Source organism: Tenacibaculum tangerinum, from assembly GCF_029853675.1.
GTDB classification, from domain to species: domain Bacteria; phylum Bacteroidota; class Bacteroidia; order Flavobacteriales; family Flavobacteriaceae; genus Polaribacter; species Polaribacter tangerinum_A.
In genome coordinates, this window is record NZ_CP122539.1 from 1807620 (window position 1) to 1826982 (window position 19363).

Annotated in this window: 17 protein-coding genes, 4 tRNA genes and 2 pseudogenes; 12 read left to right on the forward strand and 11 right to left on the reverse strand. The window is 33.0% G+C overall.

Annotated features, from left to right (window positions below; all coding sequences use genetic code 11):
• Nucleotides 1-100: 100 nt before the first annotated feature.
• Nucleotides 101-1111 (forward strand): glutamine synthetase beta-grasp domain-containing protein, encoded by a 1011-nt coding sequence (locus P8625_RS07900; protein WP_279649929.1) that lies wholly within the window; start codon nucleotides 101-103, stop codon nucleotides 1109-1111.
• A gap of 145 nt (nucleotides 1112-1256) precedes the next feature.
• Here P8625_RS07900 and P8625_RS07905 read toward each other — a convergent pair whose 3' ends face one another.
• On the reverse strand, nucleotides 1257-2198 hold the full coding sequence (locus tag P8625_RS07905) for a calcium/sodium antiporter (RefSeq protein WP_279649930.1): 942 nt from the start codon (nucleotides 2196-2198) through the stop codon (nucleotides 1257-1259).
• 875 nt (nucleotides 2199-3073) lie between these two features.
• On the opposite strand from P8625_RS07905, the gene P8625_RS07910 reads away from it, so the two are divergent.
• The 5 genes from P8625_RS07910 (at nucleotide 3074) to P8625_RS07930 (ending at nucleotide 5572) form a co-directional block, all read left to right on the forward strand.
• Nucleotides 3074-3226 carry an SsrA-binding protein gene (locus tag P8625_RS07910; protein ID WP_279649931.1) on the forward strand — a complete coding sequence of 51 codons (153 nt, stop codon included), beginning with the start codon at nucleotides 3074-3076 and terminating at the stop codon, nucleotides 3224-3226.
• A gap of 11 nt (nucleotides 3227-3237) precedes the next feature.
• Nucleotides 3238-3471, forward strand: coding sequence for a putative signal transducing protein (locus P8625_RS07915; RefSeq protein ID WP_279649932.1), 234 nt, complete (start codon nucleotides 3238-3240; stop codon nucleotides 3469-3471).
• 75 nt (nucleotides 3472-3546) lie between these two features.
• Nucleotides 3547-3620, forward strand: a tRNA-Arg gene (locus P8625_RS07920).
• Nucleotides 3621-3980: 360 nt separating this feature from the next.
• Nucleotides 3981-4874, forward strand: coding sequence for an IS982 family transposase (locus tag P8625_RS07925; protein WP_279649933.1), 894 nt, complete (start codon nucleotides 3981-3983; stop codon nucleotides 4872-4874).
• A gap of 17 nt (nucleotides 4875-4891) precedes the next feature.
• A complete protein-coding gene (locus P8625_RS07930; RefSeq protein ID WP_279649934.1) occupies nucleotides 4892-5572 on the forward strand; it encodes an IS3 family transposase in 681 nt (226 codons plus the stop codon).
• Nucleotide 5573: 1 nt separating this feature from the next.
• On the opposite strand, the pseudogene P8625_RS07935 reads toward P8625_RS07930, so the two are convergent.
• Nucleotides 5574-6193: pseudogene (locus P8625_RS07935) on the reverse strand (IS982 family transposase); the annotation flags it as partial.
• A 255-nt stretch (nucleotides 6194-6448) separates the two neighbouring features.
• Between P8625_RS07935 and P8625_RS07940 the strand changes: the two are divergent.
• The gene (locus P8625_RS07940) at nucleotides 6449-7669 is read left to right on the forward strand and encodes a transposase (RefSeq protein WP_279649935.1); all 1221 of its coding nucleotides are present in this window, start codon (nucleotides 6449-6451) and stop codon (nucleotides 7667-7669) included.
• Nucleotides 7670-7846: 177 nt separating this feature from the next.
• Here the strand turns inward: P8625_RS07940 and P8625_RS16440 are convergent.
• Nucleotides 7847-8128, reverse strand: a pseudogene (locus P8625_RS16440) (IS982 family transposase); the annotation flags it as partial.
• Between the two features lie 354 nt (nucleotides 8129-8482).
• Between P8625_RS16440 and P8625_RS07950 the strand changes: the two are divergent.
• Entirely contained in the window at nucleotides 8483-8656 is a 174-nt protein-coding gene (locus tag P8625_RS07950; protein ID WP_279649937.1) for a hypothetical protein, read from the forward strand.
• A 36-nt stretch (nucleotides 8657-8692) separates the two neighbouring features.
• The gene (locus P8625_RS07955; protein WP_279649938.1) at nucleotides 8693-9040 is read left to right on the forward strand and encodes a hypothetical protein; all 348 of its coding nucleotides are present in this window, start codon (nucleotides 8693-8695) and stop codon (nucleotides 9038-9040) included.
• Nucleotides 9041-9590: 550 nt separating this feature from the next.
• Here P8625_RS07955 and P8625_RS07960 read toward each other — a convergent pair.
• The 7 genes from P8625_RS07960 to P8625_RS07990 all read right to left on the reverse strand — a co-directional run bounded on the left by P8625_RS07960 (nucleotide 9591) and on the right by P8625_RS07990 (nucleotide 17203).
• Nucleotides 9591-11708, reverse strand: a complete 2118-nt coding sequence (locus P8625_RS07960) for a peptidylprolyl isomerase (RefSeq protein WP_279649939.1) — start codon at nucleotides 11706-11708, stop codon at nucleotides 9591-9593.
• A gap of 105 nt (nucleotides 11709-11813) precedes the next feature.
• Complete coding sequence (locus tag P8625_RS07965; RefSeq protein WP_279649940.1) at nucleotides 11814-13106, reverse strand: hemolysin family protein; 1293 nt, start codon at nucleotides 13104-13106, stop codon at nucleotides 11814-11816.
• Nucleotides 13106-13303, reverse strand: coding sequence for a hypothetical protein (locus P8625_RS07970; protein ID WP_279649941.1), 198 nt, complete (start codon nucleotides 13301-13303; stop codon nucleotides 13106-13108). Before P8625_RS07970 ends, P8625_RS07965 begins: the two co-directional genes overlap by 1 nt.
• Nucleotides 13303-13875 (reverse strand): LPS export ABC transporter periplasmic protein LptC, encoded by a 573-nt coding sequence (lptC, locus tag P8625_RS07975; RefSeq protein WP_279649942.1) that lies wholly within the window; start codon nucleotides 13873-13875, stop codon nucleotides 13303-13305. Before lptC ends, P8625_RS07970 begins: the two co-directional genes overlap by 1 nt.
• A 9-nt stretch (nucleotides 13876-13884) precedes the next feature.
• Nucleotides 13885-15195, reverse strand: a complete 1311-nt coding sequence (locus P8625_RS07980; protein WP_279649943.1) for a tetratricopeptide repeat protein — start codon at nucleotides 15193-15195, stop codon at nucleotides 13885-13887.
• A gap of 15 nt (nucleotides 15196-15210) precedes the next feature.
• The gene (locus P8625_RS07985; protein WP_279649944.1) at nucleotides 15211-16479 is read right to left on the reverse strand and encodes a hypothetical protein; all 1269 of its coding nucleotides are present in this window, start codon (nucleotides 16477-16479) and stop codon (nucleotides 15211-15213) included.
• Nucleotides 16472-17203: a type III pantothenate kinase gene (locus P8625_RS07990; protein WP_279649945.1), complete on the reverse strand. Its 732-nt coding sequence runs from the start codon at nucleotides 17201-17203 to the stop codon at nucleotides 16472-16474. The genes P8625_RS07985 and P8625_RS07990 overlap by 8 nt, the downstream gene beginning before the upstream one ends.
• A gap of 109 nt (nucleotides 17204-17312) precedes the next feature.
• On the opposite strand from P8625_RS07990, the gene P8625_RS07995 reads away from it, so the two are divergent.
• Both P8625_RS07995 and P8625_RS08000 read left to right on the forward strand, forming a co-directional pair.
• Nucleotides 17313-17385 (forward strand) — tRNA-Phe (locus P8625_RS07995).
• Nucleotides 17386-17449: 64 nt separating this feature from the next.
• Nucleotides 17450-17522, forward strand: a tRNA-Phe gene (locus P8625_RS08000).
• A 227-nt stretch (nucleotides 17523-17749) separates the two neighbouring features.
• Here P8625_RS08000 and P8625_RS08005 read toward each other — a convergent pair.
• Nucleotides 17750-17831: transfer RNA gene (locus P8625_RS08005), tRNA-Leu, on the reverse strand.
• A 101-nt stretch (nucleotides 17832-17932) separates the two neighbouring features.
• On the opposite strand from P8625_RS08005, the gene P8625_RS08010 reads away from it, so the two are divergent.
• Complete coding sequence (locus P8625_RS08010; RefSeq protein ID WP_279649946.1) at nucleotides 17933-19321, forward strand: dipeptidase; 1389 nt, start codon at nucleotides 17933-17935, stop codon at nucleotides 19319-19321.
• Nucleotides 19322-19363 lie beyond the last annotated feature (42 nt).

A 19363-nucleotide genomic window follows, 5' to 3' on the forward strand; every position in this document is an offset into this window, starting at 1 on the left:
TTTTATTTTAAAAACACCCTTTATTTTTTTTGCTTTTAATAGAAAAAATACTCATTTTTGCCTCGTGTTTAATTCCTTAACAATATAAAAAACAAAAATCATGAGTAAATCAAAATTAGAATACATTTGGTTAGATGGTCATGAACCAACGCAAAATATGCGTAGTAAAACCAAGATTGAAGATGACTTTAGCGGGAAATTAGAAGATTGTCCTATTTGGTCTTTCGACGGAAGCTCAACAGAACAAGCTTCAGGAGGTGCTTCTGATTGCTTATTAAAGCCTGTTGCTATTTATCCAGACCCTACTAGAAAAAATGGATACTTAGTAATGTCTGAAGTTTTAAATGCTGATGGTACGCCACATGCTTCGAACGCTCGTGCAAAAATTGATGATGATGACAATGATTTTTGGTTTGGTTTTGAGCAAGAATACTTTTTAATGGATACTAAAACTGATCTTCCTTTAGGATTCCCTCGTGGTGGATTCCCTGGACCACAAGGAAAATACTACTGTTCTGTAGGTGGACGTTATACATGGGGAAGAGATTTCGTTGAAGAACATGCCGATTTATGTATACAAGCTGGTTTAAACTTTGAAGGAATTAACCAAGAAGTAGCTCCAGGACAATGGGAATTTCAATTGTTTGCGAAAGGTGCTAAAAAAGCAGGAGACGAAATTTGGGTTGCTCGCTATTTATTAGACCGTTTAACTGAAAAATACGGATATTATATCGAATACCACCCAAAACCTGTAAAAGGTGACTGGAATGGTTCGGGTATGCATGCCAACTTCTCTAACAATACGTTAAGGACTTGTGGCTCAAAAGAAACATACGAGAAAATTTGTGAAGCATTCAGACCTGTTACTGAAGAGCATATCAATGTTTATGGTGCTTACAACGATGAGCGTTTAACTGGTTTACACGAAACTGCCCATGTATCTGACTTTAGTTACGGAGTTTCTGATAGAGGTGCTTCAATCCGTATTCCAATTATTACGGTAGAAAAAGGCTGGAAAGGTTGGTTAGAAGACAGAAGACCTGCTTCAAATGCTGATCCTTATAAAGTGGCTGGAAGAATTATTGAAACTGTAAAAAGTGCTAAGGTATAATTAACAAAAAGCATACTACATTAAATAACAAAGCCGCAAATTGCGGCTTTTTTTATTTTAAATCTCTTTGGTTCTAACGTGCTTTGACTCTTTCTGCTTCCATTTATCGGATGCCGAGAGGAAATCACAAACTTTATCTTAAAAGTTACGAAATAGTTAGGTATATAAAAGTTGCGTAGGTACCCAGCAAAATAATTCCATCTCTCCACCCCAATCGCATTCCTTTCGGAAAGAACACCAAGGGTAAAATGGCAAACGAAATTCCTAACATCCAATAAATATCGTTATCTATTAAACTATAGGCGTCGGGTTTTACCTCAACAGGAGTAATCATTGCAGTAATTCCTAAAACTGCCAAAATATTAAATACGTTAGAACCTACAAGATTTCCTATTGAAATGGCTTTTTCTTTGTTCATAACAGCAATAACCGATGCGGCTAATTCAGGAATACTGGTTCCTACAGATACTACCGTTACTCCGATTATGGCATCGCTTACCCCCAGATTTTTCGCCAAAGTAACCGAACCGTTGACCAACAATTCTGAGCCTCCCCATAAACCAACGCCACCTATGGCTAAAAACAAGGCTATTTTATATAAAGGGAGTTCCTCATCGTCTTCGGGCATTTCGTCGACAACGGCCTGCTTTTGAAAACGCAATAAATAAATTAAAAAGACAATTAATGTCGTAAACATAATAGCCCCTTCGTAAAACTGAATGGTTTTATCGTTCACTATAAAAAAGTACAGCATTACAGAAGCAATCATCATTACGGGCCAATCGGTTTTATAGAAACTTTTTTCTACATCTATTGCCGATAGTACGACTGTTATTCCCAAAACCAACCCTAAGTTTGCGATATTCGAACCGATTACATTTCCTACTGCCAAGCCTGTTGCGCCATCTAAGGCAGATTTTATACTTACAATCAATTCTGGAGCTGATGTTGCAAACGACACCACCGTCATACCAATGACTATTTTTGGTATCTGTAATTTTAGCGACAATCCTACTGCTGCTTTTAGCAACCAGTTTCCTCCTAATACTAATAATGTTAGTCCAATTACAATATATAAAATACTCATAAAATATTTTTAGGCGAAGATACTCTTTTGTAACGAAGTTTTGAAACCTAAAAATGGGTAATGTACTTACTTTTAAAATCGCTGCTTTTTTAGCTCAACCAATTTCTTGAAAAATCAAAAAGCCAAAATCAGCACTTAAAAAAGATGACTTTTCCTTTAGTTTGAAATCTCTATCAAAAAACGCCCTTTGTAAAACTACAATTTATGCATATATCGATTCATTATAGTTTTAATTATAAACAAGTATTAAGGAATATATGTTTTAAAATATAACTAAAATAATTTTATAAGCTTCAATTTTATATACAAATAGATTAAATCGTATTCAAAAATTTGGCAGGAATATTTTCTTTCTTCTATATTGAAAAAACAATTCTAGAATTCACCATTATTTACTAATTAAAAACATTAAAAACGAATGATTATACTTATTTTAAAACTAACCACTATCGCACTAAAAATTGCAATCACCATTTTACAAACTATTTATTAATCAACAATTCAAAATCTTGCTATCATGCTACTATGTATCGGAATGGTATACATCATTATTGGGTAATTTTTATGTTCTAAAATCAATTATCAACAATAAAACACTTAACTGGTTTGCTATTTAAGAACAGGTTGAGTGAGATTACCAAACAGCGATTTGCGTAACAGAAGAAGTTAAAGACAGAGTTACCTTCGACTTTATAGGGGGAAATAAAACGGAACAGTGGGAATTTGCTAGAATCGTTTATTGGCACTGAACTTGCCAAGAAAATGAGGGAAAAGAAAAAAGAAAAAGAGAATCTACAAACTTATCAGAAAGTAGGGAGGTCTTACTTTCTGATTTACGATATTTTTCGTTATTTTTGAGATAGAATCAACTATTAATGAAAAAAAGTTTTTTTAGGTTTTTAGCCAAACTAAACAAGGCGCTACTACCTTCCTTTACTAAAAAGGAGTTGGATATATCGAAAGCATCAAAATTTCAATTAGCTATTATTGGATGGCGTGCTTATGTTACTATAAATTCGTTGGATTAAAATGTATTATTATGAACAAGCATATTAAAGTTTTCTCGGGATCTCAAATATTTGTAAATCGATTGAATCAGCTACTGGATCAAATTGATATTCCGTATTTGGTAAAAGATAATAAAGAAGCAGGAAGATTGGCTGGTTTTGGAACTTTGGGGAATTCGGTAGACGTATTTATCTACGAATCAGACCTTGAAAAGGCACAACCTACTATTGCCAATTTTAAGCAGGAAATTGCAGCAGACCAATAAATTTAAAAAGCATAAAAAAATATTTTTTTATGCTTTACTTTTTAAAAAACATTCTTATATTTGCACCCGCAAAACGGCCTCGTAGCATAACTGAATAGTGCACTTGATTACGGCTCAAGAGGTTGCAGGTTTGAATCCTGCCGAGGTCACAAAAAAACCAGTAATTCTATAATTGAATTACTGGTTTTTATCTTTTGTAAAGATTATGACAAAAAAAAGTGTAACAAGATTTTATATGTGACACTTTTTTTAGCATTAGTGATTCGAATTTTCGTCTGCTTTTACCTCACAAGCTCATTTCCATAGTATAGTCGTATTGGCAATAGCTTGGTAATTCTTCACGACCTGCAACTTTATTAGCATCGTAAACCGAGACTACAACTGCATTGTGAATAGCATCTATATTAACGTGAGTTCGGGATAAAAAAGTTTTTTAATTACACGAAAAAAAGCGAAAAATTTAGTAAATTAAAGTACTGATTTTTAATTGTATAACTAAATTTTTCACTATGATTTCTGATTTTAAAATTACTGAATTTTTCTGTTTAATTGATGATTTTTGTACCGAAATTAATCAAGTTATTGATAAAAATGCTTTAGAAACCTGTTCAAAGATAGTTAGACGAAGAAAGCCTAAACTCACCCAAAGTGAAATAATCACAATTATGGTGCTTTTCCATTTTAGTGGTTTTAGGTGTTTTAAACACTTTTATATCGAATATGTTAGCAAACACTTGTCAAAAGAATTTCCAGATTTAGTTTCCTATAACCGATTTGTTGAATTGAAAAAGCGTTGTTCAGTGCCTATGATACTGTTTCTTCAAATGCACTGTTTAGGTCAATGTACAGGGATCTCCTTTTTAGATTCTACCACTATTAAAGTATGTCATTATAAAAGAGAAAAGCAGAACAAAGTTTTTAAAAACACCGCAAAAAAAGGGAAAGGAACCATGGGGTGGTTCTTTGGTTTTAAACTTCATATTATTATCAATGAAAAGGGCGATATCGTTGACTTTTTAATTACGCAAGGTAATATAGATGACAGACAACCACTTAAAGATAAAGCCTTTCATAATCATGTGTTCGGAAAAATATTTGCCGACAGAGGGTATGTAGGTAAAGAACTGTTTGAACAGCTTTTTGTAGATGGAATACATTTGGTTACAAAAATTAGAAAGAATATGAAAAATACTCTTATGCATATCTATGATAAAATTATGCTTAGAAAAAGGGCTGTTATTGAAAGTGTGAATGATATTTTGAAAAACGTATGTCAAATAGAGCACACAAGACACAGAAGCTTCGATAATTTTATCTTAAATTTAGTCGCAGGGTTAATCGCTTATTCGTTTTATCCAACTAAACCTAATATCAATATCGATAACTTACAAAGAATAGGATAAACTATCCCGAACTCACGTTGAAATATTATTACAAGATTCGTCGTGAAGGTCTAAAATGGAACAGAAAACGTGTTTTACGAGTGTATCGTGAAATGAAACTTAGTTTGAGGCGTAAATATAAAAAACGCTTGGTTGCTCGTATAAAACAACCCTTAGAAGTACCTAATGTATTAAATGAGTGTTGGAGTATGGATTTCATGAGTGATGCGTTTACTGATGGAAGGAAAGTGCGTATTTTTAACGTGATCGATGACTGTAACAGAGAAGCAATAGCCATTAACGCTGGACTTTCTTATCCAGCAAGAGCGGTTGTAGAAACATTAGAATATTTAAAAGAAGAAATTGGAGCACCTAGGTATGTAAGATGTGATAATGGTCCTGAGTTTATCTCAAAAACATTTATGAACTGGTGTAAAAAGAACTTTATAGAAATTAAATACACACAACCAGGTAAACCAATGCAAAATGGATATATAGAACGTTTTAATCGCTTCTTTAGAGAAGATATACTAGATGCTTATTATTTTAATGATAGCTACCAACTTCAAAAGATAAGTAATCAATGGAGAGAAGATTACAACTTTAAGCATCCACATCAATCTTTAGGTAACAAATCACCTAAAGAATATATGCCTAGATTTGATGAAGAATTTAAATTCTTCATCAAATCTGACCTAAATAACGTGAGTTCGGGATAGTTTATCCTATTCTTTGTAAGTTATCGATATTGATATTAGGTTTAGTTGGATAAAACGAATAAGCGATTAACCCTGCGACTAAATTTAAGATAAAGTTATCGAAGCTTCTGTGTCTTGTGTGCTCTATTTGACATACGTTTTTCAAAATATCATTCACACTTTCAATAACAGCCCTTTTTCTAAGCATAATTTTATCATAGATATGCATAAGAGTATTTTTCATATTCTTTCTAATTTTTGTAACCAAATGTATTCCATCTACAAAAAGCTGTTCAAACAGTTCTTTACCTACATACCCTCTGTCGGCAAATATTTTTCCGAACACACGATTATGAAAGGCTTTATCTTTAAGTGGTTGCCTGTCATCTATATTACCTTGCGTAATTAAAAAGTCAACGATATCGCCCTTTTCATTAATAATAATATGAAGTTTAAAACCAAAGAACCACCCCATGGTTCCTTTCCTTTTTTTGCGGTGTTTTTAAAAACTTTGTTCTGCTTTTCTCTTTTATAATGACATACTTTAATAGTGGTAGAATCTAAAAAGGAGATCCCTGTACATTGACCTAAACAGTGCATTTGAAGAAACAGTATCATAGGCACTGAACAACGCTTTTTCAGGCACTTTCATAAAATAGAAATCCCTTGTTTTTACAGGGGATTTGTTGTACCTTATCTTCAAAACAAACCCCGAAAATCACCTAAAAAGGCAAAAAACGGGGTTTTCACATTACTTAATTATGAAAATACGAAGAATTTCTGAAATGCAACACCGTATTTCAATTTTTTCCCCTAAGCGAGAATTATGATGCTCATTATGCACGTTTTTTAGAGGGAGATTTAGGCAAAATCCATGCTGCTATTCCTTGGGATGATTTGGTAAATACTTTTGGTATCCACGAACAATCAACAGGGCGAAACTATCTTTTTAGTCCTAAAGGGAGGCTTGGTTTAATGTTTTTGAAGCATTACGCTAATTGTTCAGATAAGAAATTAATAGAGCAATTAAATTCTAATCTTGATTATCAATTTTTTTGTGATATTGAACTAGGATTTGAACGTTTGACCAATTATAAAATAGTAAGTCAAATACGTTGTGAATTATCAGAGAAATTAGAGATTAGTTCAGTTGAAAAAGTTCTTTTTTCTTTTTGGAAAGGTCAAATAGAGAGCGCCAATCAAATAGTTATGGATGCAACTTGTTATGAGAGTGAACTATCTTATCCTAGCATTCAAAAATTACTTTGGCAGTCTGCGCATTGGCTTTATAAACAACTACAAAAAACCTGCTCAGTGTTAGGAGTTAAAATGATTCGAAGTAAGTATTTGAAATGGAAGAAACGGTATCAAGGGTTTAGTAAAATGCGAAGAAAAACCAAATCAAAACGAATCTCATTAACTAGAGCATTATTAAAATTACTATTGAAGTTTATCAATTTTGAAAAAGAACTACAAATCCATTCTAACCTAGAGTTTACCCCACAATATTATAAGAGAATAACTACAATTCAAAAGATTTACGAGCAACAAAAGCATCACTTTGATACAGGAGAGAAAATAAAGGATAGAATTGTGAGTATTCATAAGGATTATATTCGTCCTATTGTCAGGGGAAAAGAAGTAAAACCTGTTGAATTTGGAGCAAAAGTGAACAAAGTTCAAATAGACGGGATTAGTTTTATAGAACACATCAATTTTAATGCTTTTCACGAGGGAAATCGTTTTATACAAACGGTTCAAAAAGTGCAAGGATTAACTCGAAAGAAAGTAAAAATAGCTGGAGCAGATAAAATTTATGCCACCAATAAAAACAGAAAATACTGTAGTTCTAAAGCTATACAAACAGACTTTATTCCTAAGGGGAAAAAATCTAAAAACCACAAAGAAAAACAGAAACTTAGAGCTATTATTTCCAAAGAAAGAGCTACAAGATTAGAAGGGTCTTTTGGTAAGGATAAAGAACATTATCATTTAAAAAAGATAAAGGCTAAAACTAAAAAAAATGAGATTCTTTGGATTTTCTTTGGAATACACACAGGGAACGCACTTGAAATTGGTCGTAGAAAAGCGAGAGAAATAGACAAAAAAACAGCCTAATTTTAAAGCCCAAAAATAAGGTTAATGAGAGAGGTATGTCTTGTCGGATCTTTTTCCTAAAATTTTACCTTGAAGAAACTCAAAAAAGCCACTAAAATCAAAAATCGGGATTAAATTTGTAAAATTCGAATACCGATTTTTCTTAAATCTCAGAAAACAATCTGTTTTCTGAAAGTGCCTTTTCAATTCAACAAATCGGTTATAGGAAACTAAATCTGGAAATTCTTTTGACAAGTGTTTGCTAACATATTCGATATAAAAGTGTTTAAAACACCTAAAACCACTAAAATGGAAAAGCACCATAATTGTGATTATTTCACTTTGGGTGAGTTTAGGCTTTCTTCGTCTAACTATCTTTGAACAGGTTTCTAAAGCATTTTTATCAATAACTTGATTAATTTCGGTACAAAAATCATCAATTAAACAGAAAAATTCAGTAATTTTAAAATCAGAAATCATAGTGGAAAATTTAGTTACACAATTAAAAATCAGTACTTTAATTTACTAAATTTTTCGCTTTTTTTCGTGTAATTAAAAAACTTTTTTATCCCGAACTCACGTTAAATAATAATTATTTGTCGAATTTTAAGGTGTCCTAAAAAGGGGAAGCCTACATTTTAATGAATATGACCATTAAAATATCACAACGAATTCATCAACTCCTGAGTAGAAGATATGGACTACCCAATAAATTTGGTACTAATTTTTAAGCTACATTTTTATTGTTTTTCATTATTAATTCTATTTCCATTTCTACAGGAGCCTTGTAACCTAATTCTGAAAAAAGATTTTTTAAAAAATTATTTTAACCAAATGGAAAGGGCCAAAGAAAAAAATTATGTGTTTATTTCAGAAGATACAAATACTAATGGCTTTAGTAAAAGACATAAAATCAGCTATATAATCAATAAAAAAGAAACTATAGTTTACACAGTACTTGAAGAAAACAATAAAGTCCAATTTTTAGGAGTTATCAGTGTTCCTTAGTATTTTTTTAAAAAAAAGAGATAAAAACCCTAATTAATGAACAATATAAAATACATCACTTCAATAATTCTGTTATGTTATGCTTGTCAAGCAAAAACCTCTTTTTCAGTTAAGAACAACACCTCAAAATTAATTGATAGTATTAAAATTACCAATGGGTATGATTCTTTAACAATAAAAAAGATTGAAAAGAATGAAATTAAAAATTTTAATTTTCAGTTTACAGAGCTTACCCCAAACTATGATGGTACTTTTCGTGTAGATGTGTATCCCCAAAAAAAGAGCACAACATTTGGATATTACACCAATGGAATTCAACCTGATACACATTTCTTTATAGATATAACAGAAAAGACAATTTCTATTGAAGAAAAAATAAGATAAAAAATTAAGAAGACTTTGTAAAACCCCCTATCATTTTCTTTTGATAGGGGGTTCATCAAAAGATTGAAGATGCCAAAAAGTTAGATGACAACCTACCACCACCAAGCCCCAATACCTTAAGCTAACCACCAGATTACAACGAACAATTGGCACTGGTAGTATTAACACAAAACTTGCCAAAGGAGCACTAATAGTAGCGCTTATTAACGATTTAGGTATTAGCGATACTCTGTAGAAAAAGTGGTGGTATACCAACATACCCCAAGCTACCGAAATACGCCTTTTTGTAGATGCTAATAAAGTGAATGGGGTGGTTGGTAACGAAGCGAAAATTTTTGTAGAGAAGGCAGTAAGAGGTTTGTTAGAAAAGACCTTACTGTTTTTGTAAAAATATTAAGGTCTTTTTATAAAAACGTAGGCATGTTTTGAGTAAAACATAGTAGTGCTTTTGAGTTTATTGAATGTAATATTTTATATTAACTGGATTTTAAAATACAAAAAATCCCGAACTCAATAGCTCGGGATTTTTATATTGGTATAATGTTATTTCTTATTGAATTCCGTAGAAAGAACTCATGTTATCTTCAATATCAGACGCTTTTTTAACCGCCTCGTACATTTGAAAAGTTTTGTTCTTTCTTTCGTTAGCGATACGCTTTCTAAAAGTATCGTAGTTAGGCAATGCAGCTGGTAATTCTTTCTTTTCAACCACAAAAGCAAATACCCCTTTGTCTCCTACTACATTCTTCACTACTTCATTTTCTTTAGCATTAATCATTGCGCCTACTACTTTTGGCTCAAAACCTACTCCTGAAATGGTTGGAGATTGTAAGTTTACATCGGCAGCAGTTCTAACTGACTGACTAACAGATTTAGCGATTTCGTCTAATGTTGAACCACTGATTTTATCTTGAATCATTTTTGCTTTACGCTCATTGATTAAAATCGGACGTACTCTTGCAGTTGCTTTATCTACTGACATCAATCCTTTTGCCGTTTTTGAAGTTAATGTCGCTACAACATATCCTCCCTCAACATCAAAACGCTTAAAATCTCCCTCTTTCACTTCTTCATCAAATGCCCAAGTAATGATTTCTCTTTCATTTCCTGCCCCTGGTACATTCTCATCTAAGGGTTTTAATCCAACTGCTGGTAAAGAACTTAAGTTCTTTTCTTTTACTGCTTCTTCAAATACTTTTCCATTGGCTAACTCTAAGGCAAATGTTTCTGCATTTTGAAATACGGTATTTTCTGTTTCTTCAGAAGCTTCAATTTTACGACCAAAGGTTACTAATTTCACTACGGGTTGGAAGTTCTTTTGTCCGTCTATTTTAATTACATGGAATCCGAATTGAGATTTTACAACGCCCATGTCACCTTCTTTTCCTTCAAAAACAAAATCTCTAAATGAAGGCACCATTCTGTTGTAAGCAAACCAATCGTAGAATCCTCCATTTTCAGCAGATCCTTTGTCTGATGACATTTCTTTAGCCAAATCTGCAAACTTAGATTTGTTTGCTTTTACAACTGTTAACAAGCTATCGGCTGTTTTCTTTGCTTCTTCTTCTGTTTGCACTACTGTTTCATCGGCACTAGCAGAACCAATAAAAGGAATTAAAATATGACTTGCTTGTGCAGAATCTGGTAATTGTGTTACTGCGGTAATTTTAGATAACTTAAAGTAATCTCCATCTTTATAAGGCCCGAACACATCTCCTTCTTTACCGTTAAAAACTTCTTCGGCAATTACTTGAGGTACTTGTACTTTAAATTTATAGTTGTTATCGATAGCTAAATCAGATTCATTTTCTTCTAGAAACTCACTATAATCAGTTGTACTTTTTAATCCTTTAACTGTTGTATTATTAACCTCTGAATCTTCGATTAATTTTGCCACCTCTGCTTTGATAGCTGCTTCATCTTCTGCAGTAGGTTTTATATCGAATTTCACAAAGTTAATATCTCTTGAAGCTTCTACCTGAAAAGCATCTTGATGATTATTGATGTAATTTTCAACATCGCTTTTCTTTAAGATTACTAAACTATCTGCAATTGTAGTATAAGGTACATATATATATTTACCTGATACTTTTGTGTTTTCAGTAAAATAGTTCGCTTCTCCTTCTTTTAAAGAAGCTCCTATACCTGCAGCTACTAAGTTATCGTAAGTTGTTTTTTCAATATTACTTTGCAAAGAAGCCATATAATTTCGCCAAGCTTTCCATTCTTCTCCGTTTTCCTCTTTTATCGTCGCTAGGTGTTCTTTCAACTTGTTTTTATCAAAAATACCAGAAGTTTGAAATCTTGGATCGCCTTGAATTGATGGAGATTCGTATAACGCATTTAATATATCAACATCTCCTACGGTAATTCCAGCTTCTTCTAATTGTTTCTTATATATTTTTTGACGGATTAAGTTATTCCAAACTGTTTTAGCTGCCTGCATTTCAGAGACTCTATTTCCTGTTTGAGCTTTATAAGCATCTAAAGCTTCAGCAAACTCTTGACGAGAAATAACTTCTCCATTTACTTCTCCTATTTCATTTACTTTATTTGCACTAAAAAAGTCTGATATTGTAGTTGGGTCTAATACAAAAGCAAAAAGTGCTAAACCAATTACAAGAATTAAGAACATAGTACGTTCTCTAATTTTCGATAAAATTGCCATACGTCATTTATTTTATTAACAGTGTGCGAAAATACAACTTCACAGCAAATAATGCAATGTTTTTTATGCTGTTTTTAGAGGGATTCTGTAGCTAAAAAATAATTACTAATCTTCTGTATACATTACTTTTAAATAAACATCATCAATTTTAGTAGCGCTTACTTTTAAAATTTTAATTTGAAAGTTTTCAATACGTAAAATTTCATCTTGAAGTGGTATTGTTTCTGTATGGTATAAGATAAAGCCTCCTAGGGTTTCGTATGCTTCTTCTTTCGGAATTGCTAAACCGTATTCTTCGTTTAGGTAATCAACCTCTAAACGAGCTGAAAAATTAAATTCGGTTTCACTAACTTTTTCTTCTAATAATTGTTGGGTGTCGTGCTCATCTTCTATTTCTCCAAATAGCTCTTCTACAATATCTTCTACTGTAATGATTCCTGAAGTGCCTCCGTACTCGTCGACAACTACGGCAATACTTTTTCGTTTTTTTATCAAATTATTAAGCACATCGTTAATAATCATTGATTCTGGTACAAACTCTACTGGTAGCAAAATTGATTTTATTGTACGTGGTTTTTTAAACAGTTCAAAAGCATTTACATAACCCAAAATATCATCTAACGAGTTTTTATACACTAAGATTTTAGATAAGCCTGTATTAATAAACATTCTTTTTAAGTTGCTTACCGTTTCGTGTAAATCTACTGCTACAATTTCAGTTCGAGGCACCATAATTTCACGAGATTTAACCTTGTGAAACTCCAAAGCATTCTGAAAAATCTGTATTTCTGAATCTACTTCCTCTTCATCGTTCCCCGCATCTAATTGTTCTGAAATATAGTTACCGAGTTCTTCTTTACTAAATTCCGTTTGAATTTCATCTTCTTTGGTTCTGAAAAAAACGTGCAAACAAAAATCTGATATTTTTGTAATTACCCATGTAATTCCGTAAAAGATAACATAAAACACATACGCTGGTATTGCGAACAGCTTAAGCATTTCGTTGGAATAAATTCTAAAAATTGCTTTGGGTAAAAACTCTGCCGTAACTAATATAATGATGGTTGAAATAAGTGTTTGGGTTAGCAAACTTATATCTGACAACACATAATTAACAATGGCATAATCGGAGGGCAAAAAAGATTGAAACCAACTCATTAGTAATTTTCCCATAAAATAACTGTAAATTACTAATGCTACATTATTACCCACCAACATGGTGGTAATAAATTTTGATGATTTTTGGGTGAGCTTGGTCAGAATTTTCGAAAGTATTCCTTCTCCTTTTTTTTCTAATTCTATATGAAGTTTGTTCGCTGATATAAAGGCTATTTCCATCCCTGAAAAAAAGGCTGAAAATAAAATAGAAGTAAGAATAATTAAAACTTCGGTTTGCATTAACGTTGCTGGTTTCTTTTCTCTATTTTTCTTCTAAAATGTCGTTTAAAGAAGAATATTAATATGATAAATATAGCAAATCCGAATAGAATAAACGCTTCTTGCCTATCAGAATTCCATTTCAATATTCCTTCTACAAAAAAAACAATTCCTATGACTAAATATCCATATTGTAAATATTTCCAAAGTGTATTCATTATATGTCGTTTTGTGTTGTTTCTATATCACCATTAATATCTTTGGCTATCCACTTACTCAAATCTTCGCTAGACTCAAATCCAAAACCATTAATTACACTTTCGGGTGTTGTAAATCGGAAACCGTCTTCGGTGAAAAAATAATGTTCTTTTTGATCCCAAAAGAGTTGATTGGTTTCTAGCGTTGTTTGTTTTGTATGATTAGTTATAACCACGTTGCCTCTTATTTCTGATACTTTGGTTTTGTTGTAGGTTATCGCATAATTACCAGAAATTGTTGTAGAATCTACTCCTAACTTATCTATTGTTACGATTTCAATTCCTTTGGGAAATTCGCTATAAGGGTGTTCTTTTCTGTTTGAATAATCGTAAAAAACAGCCGCTTTTGTTTTAGAGGTTATGCTACCAGAATCTTTGTGAACGTGATAAATATTTACCGCTGAACCTACTGGTAAATTTTTATCTGCTAAAAAATCTCGCACCTCTTTTTTAGAGTTGGTACAAGAAAAAAACATTGCCACCAAACAAATGGTAGCAATGCTATTGTATATATGTTGTGCTTTTGTAAGCATTAAATCTGATTAAGGTACACGAACAGTTTCTCCAATCCAACATCCAACTCTATGACTAGATCCAGACGCTACACCTTTTTGAAATATTAACTTCTTAGAAGGTAAGTTTTTTCTATAACTGCTAATGTATCTGTTAGCACCACATCCTGGATCTACTTGTTGTGCTTTCAACGCTTTGTTTAAGGCTGCTGCATACACCATTCTTTTTTCGAACTCATCGCTACCACAAGAGTTTGCGCTTCTTTGGTATAAACTAGCTATGAATAAGTATGCCTTACCCATATTCGGATTGTATTTTAGTGCTTCGTACGCTAGTGCTCTTGCTCTACTTCCGCTAGCACTTTGTGCCTCTCTTAACTTGTACTTCGCCTTTTTGAAAGGGTCTGTTTCTAAATTGAATGCCTTTTTTCTCATTTCAGCAGCTCCACTCTTGTCTCCGTTCTTAGCTAACACTCCTGCTAAGAAGTTATAAGCATCGGCAGACTGTGTAACTTTAGCATATTCGTTTGCTAATTTCTCAAATAAGGGGTCTGTTTGACATTCTTTATTATACATTCTCGATACGGCTCTTTTTAACCAAACGCCATCTGCTTTCTTTTCTTCAAAATCTCTAGAGTAGATTGGTATTAATCTTTCACAAGTAGCGATCTTAGAAATCATTGCATCTAATCCTCCTTCAATTTGACCTAAAGAAGTCGAGTTGATGGTATACGCTCTTAAGTTCTTTTTTTCTCTTGAATTAATAGTTCCTAGAGAATCTTTTTCTTGCAACTTCGCTATTTTCTTGTTGTAATCTTCTAGTTTTTCTTCTACTGATTCCATTACGTCATCATAGGTATCAAAAACTTTTTGAGGATTGGTGTCTTGATTCTTATCGGCGATTGTTTTAAAATATCTAAAAATATTTTTAACTCCCATATCTTTTGGAGAAATATCATATGCTTTCTTTAAGATTTCAAAAACCTCATCGTCAGTAGCTAACTTATTCTCAATTAAGTACTCTGCATAATCGCTATGAACTTTTGCTGGATCTTTATCTGGAAAGTTCACCAACCTTGTTTCGTATACTTTTTTAGCTAAAGCTGGGTCATTTAGGTTTTCAGCAACTTTTGCCCCATACTTATAAATATTAATAGATAGTGTTGCACAATTATCTAACAAATACTCTAAATTAGGTTTTGCTTGTGTATATTTCTTGGTGGTAGCATCTCCTTTAAAAAGGTTGTACTTGATATGACACTCTTGACTTGCTTGCGCTTTTGCTCCATTTACGGCTACAAACAAAAATAACCCTGCTAGTAAATACGTAATTTTTTTCATTGTTCTCAGTTTTTGTTAATCTATCTGTCTTTTTTGGAACCAATTAAGATCATTTAAAGATAAGCTCAATCTTACATTAAAATAATTTTCTTCTATTAAATTATTGTTTGTCGTTCCTCTTTGTCCGTACTCAAATCCTACATTTACGTTTGATAATTGTCTCGGTAATGGCAATCCTAATCCAACATTTATGCCAAAGTCTTTTACTGCACTAAAATTATTCGTAGTCTTTACTAGCAAACCTGTATCTTCAAAACGCAAACCTGCTCTATAAGTAACTCTATCCCAATAACTTGATATTGAGTTTATTTTTGGAATATAATATCCTCCTATTGCAAATTTGCTTGAATCATCGTATTTGTGAGATGCCCCATTTGTGATAAAAACACTATTGCCTCCTAAAGCACTTTGAAATTGTTGATTTGCCCCGATATACCATTTATTTTCTTTTCCTAAACCAAAACCATACACAACTTTTAAAGGTACGTTTATATTTCCATCTATGCTTCTATCGAACAATTCACTTCTAGGAATTTCTTGTCCAGAACCACTAAACGATAATGAATACATTTTTTCTGACCCCTTTGCTGACAGATCCGTAGCTAATGTAAATGACGCTCCTGAATAAAAATTTATATTATTTTTTAGTGCTGTTTTATACTGAGCTCCTAACTTAAACTGCCCTCCTCTAACACCAAAATTTTCTTCGTGCTTGGTTGCAAGAGCCACATTGACTCTTTGGTTTAAAATACTATTTTCTACATTTCCGAAAATAAAACCAGCTTCTACTCCCAAAGAAAGACCATCTATTACATACATACCAAAGCTTCCGTAAATTTTATTGGCCCCTCCTTCTCCTCTAAACAGTGTAACATTTTCATCGTTTTCATTATTTAATAAAGAATACCCTACCGATGAAAATGGTTGTAAACCAACAGTAAAACCAGCTTTATTCCCTATGGGAAATCCAAGCGACACATATCTTAAACTTGTTGAGTTTACTGTTTGAGAGGCTTCTTGCTCTTTAACGGTTAAAAGAGTGAAGCTACCTCCTATAGCATAAGTCGCAGCTCTTAAATCTGCGTTTGATGCGGGGTTTGTAAAGTTTAAATGATTATAATCTTTCAGTGCAACACCAATCCCTCCCATAGAAGCTTGCTCTACTGTTACTGCCTCAAAATTTTCACCAATACCAAAATAAGAATATGGTGAAGCACTATTTCTTTGTGCTACTATTGCTGTTGTAGTAAATATAAAAACTCCTAATATAAATCTCTCAATCATTCGCTAAATTGTGTATCAAAATAGTATGTAACCCCTCCAAAACAAAATTTGGATGGGCAAATATGACACTTTTTAATTGTTTTGACAAAAAATATGTATCTCCACCTGTTAAAACTATTGTTAAATCTGAATACTTTTCCTGATATTGTTTAATTATCCCCTCTATTTCATTAGAAACTCCATTGATAACTCCTGAATGTATTGAACTATTCGTATCGTTTCCTATAAGTTTTTCGAATTCTTCCAGTTCTAACAGTGGTAATTTTGCGGTAAAAGTATGCAATGCTTTGTATCTCATTTGTATTCCTAGAGAAATAGCACCCCCTAAATATACCCCCTCTTTTGTAATAAAATCGTATGTAATACAGGTACCAGCATCTACTACGAGTACATTTTTACGAGGGTATTTTTTGACTGCTGCCGATGCTAACGCAATTCTGTCGACTCCTAGAGTTTTAGGTGTTTTATACTTATTTTTAAAAGGTATGTTGGTTTTTGAGTTTAAAAACAGTGGTTGTAACAGCTCTTTTATTTCTTGTTGTTCTTTGTTTGTAAAACTGGCTACCGAAGATACAATGCTGTTCTCTATTAAATATTTTGAGGTAATTTTTTTTAACTCAGAAATAATTTCTTGCTTACCGAAGACTACAATTTCTTTAAGAGTATCTATTTCAAAAACAGCTGCTTTTACCCGTGTATTACCAACATCAATAATTAAGTACATATTTTATTTCTTAGAGCGTGCAAATTTACGGTACATTTTTTTAAAGTTTTTACTTTGTATAATTAAAAAACGATTGTATATTTGCATCCGCTTAACGAAAGTAGCAACTGGTGCCTTAGCTCAGTTGGTAGAGCAAAGGACTGAAAATCCTTGTGTCCCTGGTTCGATTCCTGGAGGCACCACTATAAAACTCGTAGCAATCGTTACGAGTTTTATTTTAAAAGTGTTACTTTGTAAGCAATGACTGGTGCCTTAGCTCAGTTGGTAGAGCAAAGGACTGAAAATCCTTGTGTCCCTGGTTCGATTCCTGGAGGCACCACCGCAAAAACCTGAACAAGTTCGTTCAGGTTTTTTTATTTGTATATTGTCTCGTCCTGAAATAGCGTTACACTAAACTTTTAAGTGTAATGAAAAACAATCGGATCATTCCTAAAAGTTGTTGTTATACTAAAATTTCAATTCATCTAAATATAGAGAATTCTAAACAGGTAATGTTCCTAAAAGTAAAAAACCTTAATTCTTTACGAATTAAGGTTTTATTTTTAGTACGGGTGAAGGGAGTCGAACCCCCACGCCTTACGGCACTAGATCCTAAGTCTAGCGTGTCTACCAATTCCACCACACCCGCGTGTTTTTAGAATTGTGCGTGCAAATATAAACAATACTTGCAAACTACAAAGAAGAAGTATACTATTTTTCTTATTTTTGAGCGTAATTAATATACTACACATGCAAAACGTAAAAGAATACATAGCTCAACATAAAGATCGATTTATTAACGAGCTTATCGATTTATTAAAAATTCCATCTGTAAGTGCCGACCCAGCCTACAATCAAGATGTATTAACAACTGCAGAAACTATTAAAGAGAGTTTAGAAAAAGCGGGGTGTGATAAAGTAGAAATTTGTGAAACTCCTGGATACCCCATCGTATATGGAGAAAAAATAATTGATCCTGATTTACCTACTGTTTTGGTGTATGGGCACTACGATGTGCAACCTGCTGATCCTATAGATTTATGGACTTCACCTCCTTTCGAACCCGTTATCAAAAAAACAGATATCCATCCTGAAGGAGCGATTTTTGCTCGTGGTGCTTGCGATGATAAAGGGCAAATGTATATGCATGTAAAGGCGTTAGAATACATGACCCAAACAGGAAACCTTCCTTGCAATGTTAAGTTTATGATTGAGGGAGAAGAAGAAGTAGGCTCTGAGAGTTTGGCTTGGTTTGTACCTAGAAATAAAGAAAAACTAGCCAATGATGTTATTTTAATTTCTGATACAGGAATGATTGCCAACGATATTCCTTCTATCACTACAGGTTTACGTGGTTTGAGTTATGTAGAAGTTGAAGTTACAGGTCCGAATCGTGATTTACACTCAGGATTATACGGTGGTGCGGTAGCAAATCCTATTAATATTTTAACAAAAATGATTGCTTCACTACACGATGAGAACAATCATATTACGATACCTGGATTTTACGACAAGGTAGAAGAATTATCACGTGAAGAACGCGACGAAATGGCAAAAGCTCCTTTTTCTTTAGAAGAATATAAAAATGCGCTAGATATTGACGATGTGCACGGTGAAGCGGGATATACCACGAACGAACGTAACTCTATTCGACCGACGTTAGATGTGAACGGAATTTGGGGAGGCTATACTGGTGAAGGTGCCAAAACCGTAATTGCCTCTAAAGCTTATGCCAAAATTTCGATGCGCCTAGTGCCGAACCAAGACTGGAAAGAAATTACCGAATTGTTTAAAACACATTTTGAAAGTATTGCCCCTAAATCGGTAACAGTAACAGTAAAACCACACCATGGAGGTCAGGGATATGTAACTCCTATTGACAATATTGGCTATCAAGCAGCCAGTAAAGCCTATGAAGAAACGTTTGGAGTAACGCCAATTCCGCAAAGAAGCGGTGGAAGCATTCCTATTGTGGCTTTGTTTGAAGAGGAATTGAAAAGTAAAACTATTTTAATGGGATTCGGATTAAATTCTGATGCGATTCACTCACCAAACGAACATTTTGGTGTTTGGAATTATTTAAAAGGTATTGAAACCATTCCTTACTTTTACCAATACTTCACCGAGCTATCTAACTAAAACATCATATCCAAAAGCCTTAATAATTTATTAGGGCTTTTT

Bases quoted from the DNA above. Each gene is read 5' to 3' on its own strand.
- lptC (WP_279649942.1), bottom strand. From the start codon at position 13,875: ATGCTTACAAAAGCACAACATATATACAATAGCATTGCTACCATTTGT.
- P8625_RS07910 (WP_279649931.1), top strand. From the start codon at position 3,074: ATGAAAAAAAGTTTTTTTAGGTTTTTAGCCAAACTAAACAAGGCGCTA.
- P8625_RS07960 (WP_279649939.1), bottom strand. From the start codon at position 11,708: ATGGCAATTTTATCGAAAATTAGAGAACGTACTATGTTCTTAATTCTT.
- P8625_RS07955 (WP_279649938.1), top strand. From the start codon at position 8,693: ATGAACAATATAAAATACATCACTTCAATAATTCTGTTATGTTATGCT.
- P8625_RS07965 (WP_279649940.1), bottom strand. From the start codon at position 13,106: ATGCAAACCGAAGTTTTAATTATTCTTACTTCTATTTTATTTTCAGCC.
- P8625_RS07980 (WP_279649943.1), bottom strand. From the start codon at position 15,195: ATGAAAAAAATTACGTATTTACTAGCAGGGTTATTTTTGTTTGTAGCC.
- P8625_RS07915 (WP_279649932.1), top strand. From the start codon at position 3,238: ATGAACAAGCATATTAAAGTTTTCTCGGGATCTCAAATATTTGTAAAT.
- P8625_RS07905 (WP_279649930.1), bottom strand. From the start codon at position 2,198: ATGAGTATTTTATATATTGTAATTGGACTAACATTATTAGTATTAGGA.
- P8625_RS08010 (WP_279649946.1), top strand. From the start codon at position 17,933: ATGCAAAACGTAAAAGAATACATAGCTCAACATAAAGATCGATTTATT.
- P8625_RS07990 (WP_279649945.1), bottom strand. From the start codon at position 17,203: ATGTACTTAATTATTGATGTTGGTAATACACGGGTAAAAGCAGCTGTT.
- P8625_RS07985 (WP_279649944.1), bottom strand. From the start codon at position 16,479: ATGATTGAGAGATTTATATTAGGAGTTTTTATATTTACTACAACAGCA.
- P8625_RS07950 (WP_279649937.1), top strand. From the start codon at position 8,483: ATGGAAAGGGCCAAAGAAAAAAATTATGTGTTTATTTCAGAAGATACA.
- P8625_RS07925 (WP_279649933.1), top strand. From the start codon at position 3,981: ATGATTTCTGATTTTAAAATTACTGAATTTTTCTGTTTAATTGATGAT.
- P8625_RS07900 (WP_279649929.1), top strand. From the start codon at position 101: ATGAGTAAATCAAAATTAGAATACATTTGGTTAGATGGTCATGAACCA.
- P8625_RS07970 (WP_279649941.1), bottom strand. From the start codon at position 13,303: ATGAATACACTTTGGAAATATTTACAATATGGATATTTAGTCATAGGA.